Genomic DNA, 15,467 nt, shown 5'->3' with positions numbered 1-15,467 from the left:
CGGTGGCACCTGTGTCATCGCCCGCTCAGTAGTCCGCCGACGTAGTACTTCTGCAGCAGCAGGTAGATGACTACGCAGGGGACGATGGTCACCACGACGCCGGCTTCGAGGACTCCCCAGTTGACGCTTCCGAGGTTGCCGCTGGAGAGGACGCTGAGGCTGACCGGGAGGGTGAATTTCTCCTGGTCGGTGATGAGGATCAGCACTGCGAAGAACTCGTTCCAACAGGCGAAGAAGGTGAGCAGGGCGGTGGTGATGACGCCCGGTACGGCGACCGGCAGGACGACCCGGACCATCGCCTTCAGGATGCCGCAGCCGTCGATCAGCGCGGCTTCTTCGAGACTGCGGGGGACGGCCGCGAAGGAGTTGCGCATCAGGAACAGCCCGAAGGGGAGCTGGAAGGTGGTGTAGACGGCGACCAGTCCCAGCAGCGAGTTCTGGAGGCCGAGGTTGTTGAGGAGCAGGTAGAGCGGGGTGATGACCGCCTGGAAGGGGACCATGAAGGTGGCGAGGGCGGCGTAGAAGAGGATGTTGCTGCCGGGGAAGCGCAGTCGCGCGAAACCGTAGCCCGCGAGGGTGCTGAGGACCACCGTCGCCAGGGCGGCGCCCAGGGAGACCATCAGGCTGTTGCCGGCGCTGGACACGATGCCGATCCCCGGGTCACCGTCCAGGGCCCGGAAATTGTCCAGGGACAGCCCATGCGGATACAGGGTGGGTGGCGCGGCGGCGGCCTCGCCCGGTGACTTGAGGCTCTGCGAGAGCAGCACGTACAGCGGGTAGAGGAACAGCACGGCCAGGCTGGAGCAGACCGCCCACCAGGCGGCGCGCGGCAACGACTGGCGGATGGCGGTCACCAGGTTCTTGGAGTCCGTCTCCATCGGACTCCTCCCCCGGTCTCGGGTCCTCGCGGTGCGCGTGCTCACGGTTCGTTCCTCAGGTCTCGGGTCCTCATGCTTCGCGTCCTGACGGTTCCGGTCCTCATGCTTCGCGTCCTGACGGTTCCGGTCCTCATGCTTCGCGTCCTGACGGTTCCGGTCCTCAGCGGTCGGCGGAGCGCAGCAGCAGCAGCTGCATCGCGCTGACCGCGACGAGCACGATCATCAGCAGGGCGGACAGAGCTGAGCCGTATCCGAGCTGGAACTTGATGAAGGACGTGCGGTAGATCTCGTACACCGCGGTGATCGTCGAGTTCGACGGGCCGCCACCGGTCATGACGTAGAACTGGTCGAAGGCGAGCAGCGAACCGGCGACGGAGAAGACCAGGACCAGGGCCAGCGTCGGGCGCAGCAGCGGAAGGATGACGTAGCGGTAGGTCTGCAGGCGGCTCGCGCCGTCGATTCTGGCGGCCTCCTCCACGTCGGTGGGGATCGACTGAAGCCCGGTCAGCAGCAGAAGCATCTGCAGGCCGACGACTTTCCAGGTCACCATGCTGATGACCACGAGCATCGCGGACGTCGATCCGGCGAACCAGTTGGTGGTACGGCTGCCGAGGCCGAGGTGGTCGGCAAGGTCCCCGGCCGGACCGATGTCGGACTGGAACATGAACAGCCACAGGAAGGCTGCCGAGGCGAGACCGACCACGACCGGCAGGAAGTACACCGCTTGGAAGAAGCGGGCGCCGCGCTGCTTCCGGCGGACCAGCAGAGCCAATACGAGGCCGAGGACGAACAGCACCGGCGTGGTGATGAGCGTGTACTTGACCGTGAAGATCACGGCGGTGCGGAACTCGGTGTCGTGCAGGGCGTCGCGATAGTTCTTCAGACCGATGAAGCGGTGCTCTCCCAGCAGCGGCCAGTTGTGGAGCGACATCCACAGCATCATGACGAGCGGGACGAAGAAGAAAAGCACGATCATCGCCAGGGCCGGCGTGGTCATCGCGACACCGGCCAGTCGGCGCCGCCCGGCCCGGGACAGTGTCCGCCGGTGAACGGCGCCAGTGCCGCCGCGCTTGGTGAGGGAGGTCATCTGCTCAACTCCGAGGAGGGGAAGGCGGACGGTCAGGGGGCGAGGGCGCGGCGGCGGTCTCAGCTCATGGCGCGTCGTCGATGATGGACTGGGCGGCCTTCTGCCCTTCCTCCTGCGCCTTGGCGATGTCGCCGTCGAAGACGGCCCGGTTGATCATGTTGACCCAGGGCCCGTTGCTGTCGTTGAACAGCGCGTTCTCGACCGTGCTGTACGGCGTACGGCCCTTCTCCATCGCCTCGGCCAGCACCTTGTACCGGGGATCGAGCGGGATGTAGATCTTGTCGAGCAGATCGGTGCGGACCGGGACGACGCCGTTGTCCGCGAGGACCGTCTGGGCCTGTTCGCCGGTCGCCCACTTGACGAACTCCTGTGCCTGCTCCTTGTTCTTCGCGTTCTTGGTGACGGCGATCTCGTCACCGCCCGCGAAGGACGCCGAGCCGCCGTTCTTGCCGGGCAGCGGAGCGACGCCGAAGTCGACCTTGTCGTCCTTGTTGAGGACCTGCACGAAGAAGGCGCCGAGCGGGGTCATGCCGAGCTTGCCGCTCTGGAACGCGGCGGGCTGGTTGGTTCCGTTGTCGGTCTTGGACTGGGCCGGCATCGAACCGTCGGTGTACAGCTTCCGGTAGAAGGTGAGTGCGTCGGTGACCTCAGGCGTGTCGAACAGGGCCTTCTTGCCGTCGGCGGTGAGTACGTCGCCACCGCTGGCCCAGATGTGCGGCGTGAACTCGAAGACGTTGCAGCCGCCGCACTGCCCGGCGATGGCGTACCCGTAGGTGTCCTTGCCCAGCGCGCGGATCTTCTTCGCGGCGGAGATGATCTCCGCGTAGTTCTTCGGTGGCTTGTCGGGGTCGAGACCGGCCTTCCTGAACAGGCCCTTGTTGTAGAAGAGGACGGACGCCTCGGCGGTGAAGGGCAGCGCGTACGTACGGCCGTTGTACGTGGCAAGCCGGCGGTGGGCCGCGCTCAGGCCGTCCTTGTACGGAAGCTTGTTCTCCAGCTCCGTGATGTCGTCCAGCACCCCGGTGGAGGCGAAGTACGGCAGAAACACGAGGTCGATGGAGGCGACGTCGGGTCCGGAGCCGCTCGCGGCCGCGGTGCCGAACTTCTGGACGAAGTTGGCTTGGGGGACGACGGTCACTTTCACCTTGGTGTCATGGTCCTTGTTCCAGGCGTCCGCGACGAGGTTGATGAAGCCCTTCTGGGTGTCGCGGGCCCACATGGTGATGGTTCCCGAGCCGGAACCCGACGTGTCCGAGCCCGAGCCGGCCGTGTCCGAGCCCGAGCCGCCGCACGCGGTGGCGAGCAGTACCACAGACGTCAGCAGCGCACCCGCTGCCGTTGTTGTTCTGGTTCGCATGGCTACCGGTCCTTGAGTGGTGGTCGGGGCGCGTTCAGCTCGTGGGCAGCCAGACGCGCATGCTGCCGTCTTCGCGGTTGGCCCAGGCGTAGTAGGGGATGGTGGTCAGTTCGACAGGTGTGTCCGTGGGGGTGCCTGTGGGGGTGCCGGTGGGGGTGTCTTCCCGGGCCTGCGCGGCGTCACCGGTGTCTCGGGCCGCGCGGTACGGCCACCAGCCCTGTCCGGTGGGCCGGGCCCGCAGTCGGCCGGAGCCGACCACGGTGGTGACCCCGCCCAGCAGGTCGGGACGGTGCTGGACGGTCAGTCCCGCAGTGGGGTCGAGCACGATGTCGTCCAAGCCGGGGGCGCCGGGCTGGTCCACCTGCTCCAGGCAGTGGACGAGCGGGCCGCGTTCGACGGCGACGCAGCCCCGCACCGCGTCGACCCTGGGGTCGGCTTCGGTGAGCCGCGGCTCCATGCCGAGGTTCAGGACGACCGTGTCGCCGGGCTGCCAGGCGCCGCGGACCCGCATCCAGCCGTCCTCCGGCACCTGCTCGGCGGGCGTGGCGCCGATCTCCAGCTTGTACTGCTCGCACCACTGGGGCACCCGCAGCGACAGGGTCCACTCCCCGGGGCCCGCCTCGTCGACGGTCACCGTGATCCGGCCGTGCCAGGGGTAGTCGGTGTCCACCCGGACCGCGACCCGGCCGCCGTCGGTGGGTCCGCCGTACGAGCCGGTGGCGTACTGGTGCAGCTGCAGACCGTCGGCGTCGGTACTGGCCAGGTAGTGGGGCAGGCTCGCGAGCAGCCGCATGACATTGGGCGGGCAGCAGGCGCACTTGAACCACCGGGTGCGGCGCGATCCGTCGTCCTCGCCGTGGTACTCGTAACCGTCGCGCACCTGGAGCGGGTTGACGTACAGCCAGCGCAGCCCGTCCAGGGAGACTCCGGCCAGGAAGCCGTTGAAGAGCGTCCGCTCGATCAGGTCCGAGTAGCGGGCCTCGCCGGTGAGCAGGGCCATCCGCCAACTCCACTGGATCGAGGCGACGGCCGCGCAGGTCTCGCCGTACGCACGCTCGTTGGGCAGTTCGTACGGGTCGCCGAGGTCCTCCGACTCGTGGTGGGCGCCGAGGCTGCCGGTGAGATAGGTCCTGGTGGTGGTCATCGCCTCCCACAGCCGCTCCACCGCGGCGCGCAGTTCCGGCTCGCCGGTCTCGGCGGCCACGTCGGTGGCGCCGGCCAGCAGATAGAGCTGGCGTACGGCGTGGCCGGTCACAGTCTCGGCCTCCCGCACCGGGACATGGTCCTGGCAGTACGCGGAGCTCGGGGGGACGGCGTGCGCGTCGCCCAGCATGGCGGGGCCGCCGCGCAGCAGGCCGTGCCCGCGCCGGTCGACGAAGTACCCGGCCAGGTCCAGATAGCGCTGCTCACCGGTCTCCCGGTAGAGCTCCACCAGGGCGGTCTCGATCTCGGGGTGCCCGGGGATGCCGTCGACGGGCTTGCCGGGGCCGAAGGTGTCGTCGATGTGGTCGGCGAAGCGGCGGGCGACGGTGAGCAGATCCTCGCGTCCGGTGGCCCGGTGGTGGGCGACGGCGGCCTGGATGAGGTGGCCCGCGCAGTACAGCTCGTGGCCCCAGCGCAGTTCGACGAAGCGAAGCCCGGGCTTGACCACCTGGTAGTAGCTCTGCAGGTAGCCGTTGTCCTGCTGGGCTTCGGCCAGTAGGCGGATCATCCGGTCCACGTCCTCGGCCTGCGCGAACTCCTCCTTCCGGTCCGACTGCGCCAGCTGCCAGGAGGCGGCCTCCAGCCACTTGGTCACATCGGTGTCGAGGAAGGGCAGATCGCCCTGGTACTCGCCGGTCGCCGTTCCGGCGGCCAGCCGGAGGTTGTGCAGATTGCCCACGGAGTCCAGCAGGGCCGGGCCCTGGGGGATGCTCACCTCGGCGTTGACGCGCCGGCGCTCGTGCCAGAAGCCGCCGGTGACGCGGGCGGATTCGGCCGGCCGCAGCGCGACCTGTGCCCGGTCACTGAACCGGACGGGGCCCGGCGCGGGGGTGGGGGTCGGCCCCCGGGACGGAGGAAGAGACATGGAGGTGCTCCCTGCGCAACAGGAATATCCAGGCTTATTAATCTACATTTATGTACGGACTGCTTCATTTAGGTACAGAATGCTCTGTATTGTCGCGCCATGCGAGGTGCGGGGATCCATGCGGCGCGGCGACACCGGCGACCGTCGGGCGACGGAATCCGCAGGTCGCGGCGTCTCGGTGCCGGGTGCGCCGTAGCCGGATATTCTGGGTGGTGCTTACGGAGCGCGACTCGACGGCTGCGAGGTGAGCAACGATGGCACGCCGTGGCAAAGCTGTTCTCGAGTCGCCCCATGATCACGAGCCCGCGATCGATCTGGCCACGGCAACGGTGAGCCGACAGGGCATCGTGACGAGTTGGAGCGACGGCGCACAGCGCCTGCTGGGCCATCCCGCCACGGACGTCGTGGGGCGCATCGTCACCGAATTGCTCGCCGCGGACCCCTCCGACGCGGCCTGGGCGGCCCTGGCCGGGGCCAAGGCCTGGAGCGGGACAGCCGCCGTCCGCCATCGGGACGGCAGCCGACTCGATCTCGGCCTGCGCGCCTGCCCGGCGCTGGACGGCGAGGGCAAGGCCACCGGGTTCGTCGTGGCCTTCGCACCGGACCCGGCCAGGAACGGGTACGAGGACGAAGACGGGTACGAAGACGGGTACGAGGACGAAGACGGGGACGGAGACGGAGACGACCGAGGGATGCTTGAGCGGTCGTTCACCCAGGCCTCGGTCGCCCTGGCCATGTTCGACGCCGAGCTGCGGTACCAGCGGCTCAACGACATCGCGTCGGAGATGGTGGGAAAGACAGCGGCGCAGCTGCGCGGACAACGGTACCGGGACACCGTCTCCCACAATGCCGCCACCCGGGGATTCCTGCGGCACCTGCGCCAGGTGGCCGAGACCGGGACACCGGCAAGTTACGAGCGCCACTTCGGCGACCGTGCCTGGAACATCGAGATGTGGCCGGTCAAGAATTCCTCGGGCCGGGTGCGCGGCGTCAGCACCGCGTCGTTCGACAGCAGCGCACAGCACTGGGCCCAGCAGCGGCTGGCTCTGCTGAACGAGGCCGGCACCCGCATCGGCACCACCCTGGACGTGGTGCGCACCGCCCAGGAACTGACCGAGCTGGTAGTGCCGCGGCTCGCCGACTTCGCCAGCGTGGACCTGCTCGACTCGGTCCTCCAAGGGGAGGAACCGACCGCGGAGCCCATCGATGCCGCCGTCGGACTGCGCCGGGTCGCGCACCGGTCCGCCGTCGAAGGCATCCCCGAGGCCACTGTCGCCCTGGGCGCGGTCGACACCTATCCGGCGTACTCACCGCCGGCCCGCTGTCTGGCCGCCGGCCGCCCCTTCCTGAGCGGGCTTGAGGATCCCGATTTCGTCCGGTGGACCGAGGGCGAGGACGTCAGGAGCGCTGGTGCCCACTCGGGAATGGCGGTGCCGCTGCGAGCCCGCGGGATCACGCTCGGAGTGGCTGTCTTCTGGCGCCGACTGCGTCCGGAACCCTTCCAGCCGGACGACCTGGTCCTCGCCGAGGAACTCGCCGGCAGGGCGGCGGTCTGTGTGGACAACGCACGGCGCTACACCCGCGAGTACACCGCTGCGCTCACGCTGCAGCGCAGTCTGTTGCCGAGGGAAATCCCCAGGCAGGCGGCTGTCGAGGCCGCCTTCCGCTACCTGCCGGCCGACTCCCAGGCCGGTGCGGGAGGCGACTGGTTCGATGTGATCCCGCTGTCCGGAACCCGGGTCGCCCTGGTCGTCGGCGATGTGGCCGGCCACGGCGTCCGTGCCTCCGCCACCATGGGGAGCCTCCGTACGGCCGTCCGGACCCTCGCCGATGTCGACCTGCCGCCCGACGAACTCCTCACCCACCTGGACGACCTGGTCAACCACCTCACCCCCGACGACGACGGCACGACCGCCTCCGACGCGCAGAACGCGCAGGAAGCGCAAGGGATCAGCGCCACCTGCCTGTACGCCGTCTACGACCCCGTCTCGCGCCGCTGCACCTTTGCCAGCGCCGGCCACCCCCCGCCCGGCGTCCTCTACCCCGACGGCACGGTCAGCCTCGTCAGCCTCTCCCCGGGGCCTCCGCTGGGTGTGGGCGGCCTGCCCTTCGAGGCCACCGAACTGGAACTGCCCGAAGGCAGCCTGATCGCCCTCTACACCGACGGCCTCATCGAAGCCCGCGACCGCGACATCGACGCGGGCCTCGACCGGCTGTGCCAGGCCCTGGCCTCCCCGTCCCCTTCGCTGGAGGTCACCTGCGACATCCTGATCGACTCACTGCTGCCCTCCCCGACCCTTCAGCCGGATGAGCTCCCGCCCTCTCCCGCCTCCGGCCTTCGGCCAGGGGGATCCCCCGCTCGCTCCGCTCACCGCGCCGACGATGTCGCCCTGCTCGTAGCGCGCACCCGGGCCCTTCACACCGACCAGGTCGCCGCCTGGGGCCTGCCCGCCGACCCCGAGATCGTCGCCGAGGCCCGGCTCCAGGCCTCCCGCCAGCTCCAGGCCTGGGGGCTGGAGGAAGTGGGGTTCATCACCGAGCTGGTGGTCAGCGAACTGGTCACCAACGCCATCCGGTACGGCGAGGCCCCCATCCAGCTCAGGCTGATCCGCGACCGCACCCTGATCTGCGAGGTCTCCGACAGCAACAGCGCCTCCCCCCACATGCGCCGCGCCCGCACCTTCGACGAGGGCGGCCGCGGGCTCCTCCTGGTCTCCCAGCTCACCCAGGGCTGGGGCACCCGGCAGACCACCAGCGGCAAGACCATCTGGGCCGAGCAACTCCTACCGACGGGCCACGCATGAGGATTCCGGTGAACCCCCACGCCACCGCGGAGGCTCCGCCGAACGGCCGGACCCGCGCGCTCGGACTCGTCTTCCCGCCGGCCGGCGATCACTACACGGCAACGAGTCTTGAGTTCATCGGCCGGGTGGCCGAGGCGGCTCAGGATTATGACTACGACGTGCTGCTCACCACCGGCCGCGAGGTCGGCGACCCGCCGTTCCAGCGGATCCTGACCGGACACCGGGTGGACGGCCTGATCCTGATGGAGATCCTGCTGGAGGACGCCCGGGCCACCCACCTCATCGAGCTGGGCTTCCCCTTCGTCACCATCGGACAGTCCGGCCTGGAGAAGACCTGGTGGGTGGACATGGACTGGGTGACCCTCGGCCGTGCCTGTGTGCGGCACCTGGCCGACCTGGGCCATCGCAGGATCGCCTTCGTCAACCGGTCGGAAGAGTTCTTCCGGTCCGGATACGAGTCCGCGCACCGTGGGCTGGAAGGGTTCAACAAGGGCGTGGCGGAGCTGGGGCTCACCGGACGCGGGTATCTCTGCGGGGACGACGACGCCGCGGGCGAGGCGTGCGTTGGGCGGATCCTGCAGGAGGACCCGGCCACCACCGCGTTGGTGACCATGAACGAGGCGTCCCTGGGGGGCGTGTACCTAGGGCTGACCCGTGCCGGCCGTGTCGTGCCGCGAGACTTCTCGGTCGTCGGCCTGGTGTCCGGGCCCTGGACGGAGACGGTGACCCCGACGCTCACCGCGGCCGACGAGCCGATCGACGAGATCAGCCGGGTCGCGGTCGAGCTGCTGCTGGATCGGCTGGACTCGCCCGACGCCTCTCCCCGGCACGTCATGCTGAGACAGCTGATCTCCATCCGCTCCAGTACTGGCCCTCCCCCCTCGGGACCGGGCGCCGAGTTCTGAGCCGCAGCGCAGGGCCGGTGGCCCGGGGCCTTGTGGGCAGAGTGGGCCTGCGGCCGCCGTATGTGGAAGCCGTGGGCAGCGCCGCTCGGTAGGCCTGGTGTTTGTCCTTGCAGGTCACCACTCCGGTGAGAGACGAATGAGCCCTACTGGGGCTGGGTGTGTGACGTTCGCAGTGGCGAGCCTGCCGACCCGAACAAGGCATCGGAGGGGGCTCGGTGGAGCCTCTTTGTGTGCCACGCGCCGAGTGAGCGACTCCGAGCGCGTCATCATCTCGTGGGAGACACCTAGCCGGGACTCCGGGACTCCGGGAGGGTCGCAGACGGTGTCGCGGATCCCCTGTTCCGGAACCGTGGTGGAGAGAATCAGACTTTGATGACGCGGATGCCGCGGCCGCACAGCACGTGGAGGTCTTCGGGGTCCGATGTCAGGACGCTCACGGGGGCGGGTGAGGTGAGTGCGGTGGCGGCGACGATGGCGTCGAGGGCGTATTTGTGGCCGTGCAGGCCGGCTGCGGCGAGCAGCATGCTCGCGTGGCGGGCGATGGCTTCGGTGGGCGGGACGATGTTGACGCGGGAGACGGCGTAGTCGAAGCGGGCCTGGTTGGTCTTGGGGTCGCGGGCTTCGACGACGGTGACGGAGCTGGTGATGACGCGGATGTCCTCGGCCTCGGCGGCGGCGAGCCACTCGGTGAGTTCGGGTGTGCGTCGTACGAGCTTGGACAGGCCTTCGCAGTCCAGGACGAGGGTGCCGCTCACGCGGCGTCCGCCGAGCCGGCCGTGTCGCCGCGCAGGAGCGCTCGCTTGGCATCGACCGCAGCCTGGTCGACCGGGCCGTGCTCGGCTTCGGCGTCTTCGATGAGTTCGCGCAGCCGGTCGCGCTCCAGTTGGCGCTGGATGAGGGCTTCGACGTAGGCGGACATGCCGCGTTTGCCGGTGCGGGCCTTGAGAGCGGCGATGGTGCCTTCGTGGAGGGAGACGGAGACCGGGCGGACGGGGCCCTCGCCGGGGGCGGGCTCGGGGTCGGGAGAAATGGCCATGAAGCCACTTTAACAAGAGTCTTGTTATTCGGGCGGAGTGATTCTGCAAGGGCGGCCGGTATCCGCGCACGGTCCTCCGTCTGGGAGGTCCTCGCCTCTTGACCGGCGCGAAGGTGCCCGCTCATTGGTCAGGCGGTGTCCGGCATGAAGACGACGTGCGTCTGATCTGCTGGTTTCACGTGAAACATGTGACGTTGGTGACGAAGGCGAGCAGGCCGCGCTCGGCCTCGGTTACCAGGCCCGCCGCCCGGTACCCCGCCGTTGACAACTCTCCAACAAGGACCAGTTCACCGACAGGCCGCAGATGGCCGTCGGCGAGGAGATCCAGGCCAGGCACTTCCCGGTCGGGTCGGGCGACCCCATCTACGTCGTGACCAAGGCCGCCTCCGCGGAGCAGGTGAGGACCGTGCTGTCCGGCGTCACCGGAGTCGCCGTCGTCTCGGCGCCGATGGTCGAGGACGACGAGGCCGTCCTGCTCGGGGAACTCGAGGAGGACCCCAGCAGTCCGGCCGCGATGCGCACCGTCGAACAGGCCAGAACCGCGGTCCACCGGATCGAGGGTGCGGATGCCCAGGTCGGCGGCAACGCGGCGATCATTCTCGACACGCAGGAAGCGGCCTCCCGCGACTCAGAGGTGTGCTGCTGGACACCGTGATCGTCCGCTCGGTGCTGGTCACCGCGCTGACCCTGGACGTGGGCCGGTGGATGTGGTGGCCCAGCAGTCTGTTCAGGCGTCACGACGACCCCCGGCAGCCGGCGGACCAGCCCGGCCTGGAGCCCGCTCTCAGGGGCACGTGACAACCCTCCGTCAACGGGCCTTCCGCCACGGGCACTTCGGCGCGGGGCTTTTGTCGTGCTTCCGTTCGTCACGCCGGCCGCCGTCATCGCGTACGGCTCCCTTGCCTCCGTCTCCTGCCGTATCCGGAGCGCCCGTACCACTGTCGGCATCGTCGAGGTGATGTGAACGCGGGTCCTGGATCTGCTTCAGCGCCACCGGGAAGACACTGTCGTAGGGACAACGCGCCCGTCGTCCGACCCGGCGGAGACGGCAGCCGTCGGCCCGTCACCCGCTGCCCCGGACCACCCGAACCGGGACCTGAAGCATCAGGGGCCGCGAGCCGCACGCCGCTTTTTTGGGAGCGGGATATCAGGGTGCCGGGGACGAGGACGCGAGGAAGGACACCTTGTGGACGACACGGAGTCGAGGAGTGGGCCGCAGTGGGGGCCGTGGTCGCTGGACGAACACGGCTACCCGGGACTCGCTCAGTACGCGAACGCCGAGATCGCGGAACTGATCCGGCTCAGGCTCTGGTTCCAGGACACGTTCGAGCAGCGCAACCGGAACCCGCGCGACCTGCTGGGCAACCTGTACGAGGCGCTGCGCGCCCGGCGCGTCTTCTACGAGGTGCAGCCCTGGCACGCGGGGCCGGAGCAGATCGTGCGCGACTCCGGTCTTGTCGACCGCGGTTGCGCGACCTGCCTGGACATCAGCCTGCTCTTCGCCTCCATGTGCCTGCACGCCGGACTGCGCCCCTACCTCGCGATCCTCAAGAGGGCCGGGGACGAGCACGCGGTGCTGCTCGTCGACCTCGGGGCCGGCACCGGACGCGACGGTGTCGACCCGCCCGTGCTCTGCATGGACGCGCCGACCCTGCCGCGGCACGTGTACAAGCGCGCCCCGGTGGGGGCGGCCCTGCTGCGGAACGCCGTCGCGGTGGACGTCACGGTCGCCTGCCGGACGGAGGGAAACCACCGCGGGGGAGGCTTCGCCGAGGCGTGTGCCGAGGGGCGGTCGCAACTGCTGAGCGACGACTACCGGGACTGTGTGCTGATCGACGTGGTGGCGTTGCAGGCGGACGGGTGGCCCCCGTTCGCGCCGGTGCCCGTCGGTGAACGCCCGGTCATCAGCCGCCGGTTGCCCTCCCGGCCGCCGTTCGTGTCCTACGCCGGCCGCGCGGACGTCATGGACAAACTGACCGGGGCCGTCGGCACCGTCGTGCTGCTGGGCGAGCCCGGGAGCGGCAAGTCGATGCTGGCCCACGAGATCGCCGCCCGTGCGCAGTACGGCTCGGGCTGGTTCCTCGACGCGCACGACCCGCGGGTGCTGGAAACCTCCCTGGGCCGGGCGGAGATCGCCGAGACGGGCGTCGACCCGGCCGCCGCCGAGGCCGTCACGACCGGCGACCACGCGCAACTGGCGCTGGCCCGGCTGCGGGAGGCGCCCGGGTCGTGGGTGGTGGTCCTGGACAACGTGCAGGTGTCACCGGAGGAACTGCGTGCCTGGCCCGAACCCTCCGCCGACAAGGGCCAGTTGCTGCTGATCACCACGACCGACCCGGCCTGGGCCCAGCGCGCCGGCATGCAGTGCGTGGAACTGTCCGCGCTGTCGGACCAGGACGTCACCGAGCAACTGGACGCCGACGCTCCGAGCGCGCTGCTGGCCGGCCGCCCCCTCCTGGTCGCCGCCAGCCGCAGGTTCCGGGAGGAGACCGGCACGGACTGGTGGACACGGGGGTGCGTGGACCACGCCCCGACCGCGTTCTGGACCGCGGTCCAGCGGGCGGTCGAGGAGGCCGGCGGCGCCGAGGGGCGAGCCGCCTGGTACGTGGCCCAGGCGCTGGCCTGGCTGCCGTCGGTGGACCTGGACGCAGACCTGGTCCGGGGCGTCGCCGCCGCCCTGATGGAGAGCGACGGTGCCGGGCGTCCCGGGGGCGGGACCACCCGGCGGGCCGCGGAACGCCTGCACCGACTGGGCCTGGTGGACCTGCGGGACGGGCGGATCACCCTGCACGGACTGTTCAGGGACGCCGTCCGTGTGGACGTACGGCAACGCGGTCCGCAGACCGCGGGCCAGGTCGCCAAGGCGGTCGTCGAGGACCTGTTCGCCCGCCTCGACACCGTGGGCCGGCGCATCCTGCGCGCGGACGGGCAACGACCGCCGGACACGAAGCCGGGCCCGGCCATGAATCCGGACCCGGACCCGAACGCGGACCCGAACCCGGACCAGCGTCTGAACGCGGACCCGACCCCGACCTCGACCCCACCCCCGGCCCAGCAAGCCCTGGCCACGGCCGACCCCGACGCCGCGCCCGCCCCCGACGCCGTAGCCGTCCCCCACGCCCTCGCGCTCAGCCGCGAGGACGTGGACGTGATGGCCGAGCTGCTGCGCGCCCGCGACGACACCCGGGCCCTGCACGCCCTGGGCGGGCTGGTGGAGCGGCATGACCACACCATGGCCGCCGGTCTCTACGACGCGGTCCTCGACCGGATGGGGGAGTGGACGTCGGCGCACGAGCGGCCGGGGCCCCCGGCGCTCCGGCTGATCGTCGTCAACTGCCTGCGTGGCAAGGCCCGCGCGGTGTTCCGTACCAGGGACTCGACCGCCGAGCAGCTCGAAGAGGCGATGGACTGGATGGTGTACTGCCGCCGGCTGTGCGCCGACCCGCCGGCCGACCCGGCCCTGCGCGAGGCCTTCCTGCTCACCTCGGCCCGGGCCGAGGCCCTGTACGGGCTGCTCCTGCGCAGGCGGGCGCTCCAGCACCAGGACACCGGGCGCAGGCGGAGCCTGCTCCAGCAGGCCAAGGAGATCCTGCTCGCCAGCGCACGGCAGCGGCTGGACATCATCGGCGCGTCCACGGACAGTCCCGACGTCGACCGCAGCCGGTTCAACCTGGCCGGCCTGGAGATCGAACTGGCGAAGGCCAGCGAGCCGCAACAGCGCTCCAGGTGTCTCGACGAGGCCTGGAAGGTCTACGCCGAGGTCCTCGCCATCCGCGAGGCCCGCTACCGCACCCGCCACCTGGAAGAAGTCGTCACCTGCATCAACGGCTTCGCCATCGTCCTCTACTACCGGGCCATGCTGCTGCCCGCCTCCACCCAGCAGCGCTCCGACTGGCTGCGCCAAGCGGCCGACCACGCACATGACGCCATGCGGCTGCGCCAGGAGGTCGAGGGCCGGGCGGACGGGCCCAACACCGTCAAGTCCGCCGCGCTGGCCGCGAAGATCGCCCTGGCGCGCCTGGACCTGCGGGCCGCCGTGACCGGTCGGGCATCCGACCGGTCCGACACCCTGTTCGGCCAGTACCGCACGGAACGCGACGCCGGGGCCCTGCTGCCGGCGGCCTCCCGCCCGCTCACCGAAGCGGCCTCCCGCCCGCTCACCGAAGCGGCCTCCCGCCCGCTCACCGAAGCGGCCTCCCGCCCGCTCACCGAAGTGGCACCCCGCCCGCTCACCGATGCGGCCCCCCATCCGCTCACCGAAGCGGCATCCCACCAGCTCACAGAAAAGGCCACCCCCATGCCGTCCTCCTCCACGCCGTCTTCGCTGCCGTCCTTCCCGCCCGTTCCGCTGCCCACCGTCCACAACGTCACCGCCGGCATCGAGGCGTGGATCGGCTCCGAGGCCATGCGCACCCTGGTCACCGCCTTCGACGGTGACGACAAGTTCCTCCTCGACCCGTCCGTGCCGCTCACCGAGCGCGTGACCCGCCTGCACGCCTTCAGCGGCCGCTGGGAGGACCGCCCCGAGGGCCAGGAGCGCAACGACGGCTTCGAGCTGGACATGACGTCCCAGGTACGGGACATCGTTCTGGCCGCCACCGGGGCACTTGGCCTGCACGGTTGCCCGCCCCCGCGGCACCGCGACTACGACCACGTCCTCATGCTCGGCGGCCTCGTACGCGCCTGCTTCAACCGGCCCGCCTTCGCCGCCGAACTCCTCGGCAGCGGCACGGTGCACACCGAGAGTGTGGTGGCGCTGGGCGCCCACCGTCGCTTCAAGAAGTCGGAGACGAACCCGGGCGAGGACGAGTTCCTGCTCGCCGGGAAGATCGGTCACCCCCATCTGACGGAGGAGTACGAGGCCCTCGACCTCGGGACCCGCCTCGCCTTCGGCCTTCAGACCCCGGAGCACGTCGAGGGCGAGAAGCACGACGACATCGGCGGCACCTGGGGCGTACACCACTACCGGCGCGCTGACGGGCTCGCCGTCCGGGTGGCCGCGGCCCCGTCCTCGGAACCGGAAACCCGGCGCGCGCACACCGGTGACACATACGCCTTCTTCGCCGAGTACCTCGAACAACTGCCCAGCGGCGCCCGGCTGTTGATCGTCACCACCCCGATCTACGCCCCCAACCAGCACTTCACCGCCCTGCACCGGCTCGGCCTGCCGTACGACGTCCACGTCGAGACCGTCGGCGGCGACCCGGCCCGCGTCGAGGGAGCGCTGCACCAGACCTTCACCCCGACCCGCTACCTCGCGGAGGTCCGTACGGCGCTGCGGGCGCTGCGAGGACTGAGCGCCGCCGCGACCGAGGCACCACAGGAGGCATGA

At 70.2% G+C, this 15,467-nt stretch carries 11 protein-coding genes; 5 read left to right on the top strand and 6 right to left on the bottom strand.

Going from position 1 to position 15,467, the window contains the following annotated elements:
• Positions 1-14 precede the first annotated feature (14 nt).
• The 4 genes from AB0H86_RS36680 to AB0H86_RS36665 all read right to left on the bottom strand — a co-directional run bounded on the left by AB0H86_RS36680 (position 15) and on the right by AB0H86_RS36665 (position 5,390).
• The gene (locus tag AB0H86_RS36680) at positions 15-878 is read right to left on the bottom strand and encodes a carbohydrate ABC transporter permease (protein ID WP_362449097.1); all 864 of its coding nucleotides are present in this window, start codon (positions 876-878) and stop codon (positions 15-17) included.
• 160 nt (positions 879-1,038) lie between these two features.
• On the bottom strand, positions 1,039-1,965 hold the full coding sequence (locus AB0H86_RS36675; protein WP_362449095.1) for a sugar ABC transporter permease: 927 nt from the start codon (positions 1,963-1,965) through the stop codon (positions 1,039-1,041).
• 64 nt (positions 1,966-2,029) lie between these two features.
• Positions 2,030-3,322: a sugar ABC transporter substrate-binding protein gene (locus AB0H86_RS36670; protein ID WP_362449093.1), complete on the bottom strand. Its 1,293-nt coding sequence runs from the start codon at positions 3,320-3,322 to the stop codon at positions 2,030-2,032.
• A gap of 34 nt (positions 3,323-3,356) precedes the next feature.
• Positions 3,357-5,390: a beta-L-arabinofuranosidase domain-containing protein gene (locus AB0H86_RS36665; RefSeq protein WP_362449091.1), complete on the bottom strand. Its 2,034-nt coding sequence runs from the start codon at positions 5,388-5,390 to the stop codon at positions 3,357-3,359.
• Positions 5,391-5,644: 254 nt separating this feature from the next.
• On the opposite strand from AB0H86_RS36665, the gene AB0H86_RS36660 reads away from it, so the two are divergent.
• Entirely contained in the window at positions 5,645-8,194 is a 2,550-nt protein-coding gene (locus AB0H86_RS36660) for a SpoIIE family protein phosphatase (protein WP_362449089.1), read from the top strand.
• Between the two features lie 8 nt (positions 8,195-8,202).
• Complete coding sequence (locus AB0H86_RS36655; RefSeq protein WP_362449087.1) at positions 8,203-9,099, top strand: LacI family DNA-binding transcriptional regulator; 897 nt, start codon at positions 8,203-8,205, stop codon at positions 9,097-9,099.
• Between the two features lie 362 nt (positions 9,100-9,461).
• Here the strand turns inward: AB0H86_RS36655 and AB0H86_RS36650 are convergent, their stop codons facing one another.
• Positions 9,462-9,854 (bottom strand): PIN domain-containing protein, encoded by a 393-nt coding sequence (locus tag AB0H86_RS36650; RefSeq protein WP_362449085.1) that lies wholly within the window; start codon positions 9,852-9,854, stop codon positions 9,462-9,464.
• Positions 9,851-10,135 carry a hypothetical protein gene (locus AB0H86_RS36645; RefSeq protein WP_362449083.1) on the bottom strand — a complete coding sequence of 95 codons (285 nt, stop codon included), beginning with the start codon at positions 10,133-10,135 and terminating at the stop codon, positions 9,851-9,853. The genes AB0H86_RS36650 and AB0H86_RS36645 overlap by 4 nt, the downstream gene beginning before the upstream one ends.
• A 304-nt stretch (positions 10,136-10,439) precedes the next feature.
• On the opposite strand from AB0H86_RS36645, the gene AB0H86_RS36640 reads away from it, so the two are divergent.
• The 3 genes from AB0H86_RS36640 (at position 10,440) to AB0H86_RS36630 (ending at position 15,467) form a co-directional block, all read left to right on the top strand.
• Positions 10,440-10,790: an MMPL family transporter gene (locus AB0H86_RS36640; RefSeq protein ID WP_362449081.1), complete on the top strand. Its 351-nt coding sequence runs from the start codon at positions 10,440-10,442 to the stop codon at positions 10,788-10,790.
• Positions 10,772-10,933 carry a hypothetical protein gene (locus AB0H86_RS36635; protein ID WP_362449079.1) on the top strand — a complete coding sequence of 54 codons (162 nt, stop codon included), beginning with the start codon at positions 10,772-10,774 and terminating at the stop codon, positions 10,931-10,933. Before AB0H86_RS36640 ends, AB0H86_RS36635 begins: the two co-directional genes overlap by 19 nt.
• Before the next feature lie 388 nt (positions 10,934-11,321).
• Positions 11,322-15,467 carry an ATP-binding protein gene (locus AB0H86_RS36630; protein ID WP_362449077.1) on the top strand — a complete coding sequence of 1,382 codons (4,146 nt, stop codon included), beginning with the start codon at positions 11,322-11,324 and terminating at the stop codon, positions 15,465-15,467.

The sequence above is a fragment of the Streptomyces sp. NPDC050997 genome (assembly GCF_040660135.1).
Classification (GTDB): domain Bacteria; phylum Actinomycetota; class Actinomycetes; order Streptomycetales; family Streptomycetaceae; genus Streptomyces.
The sequence above is the reverse complement of the archived record's forward strand: the minus strand, read 5'-3'. Positions and strand labels throughout refer to the sequence as shown.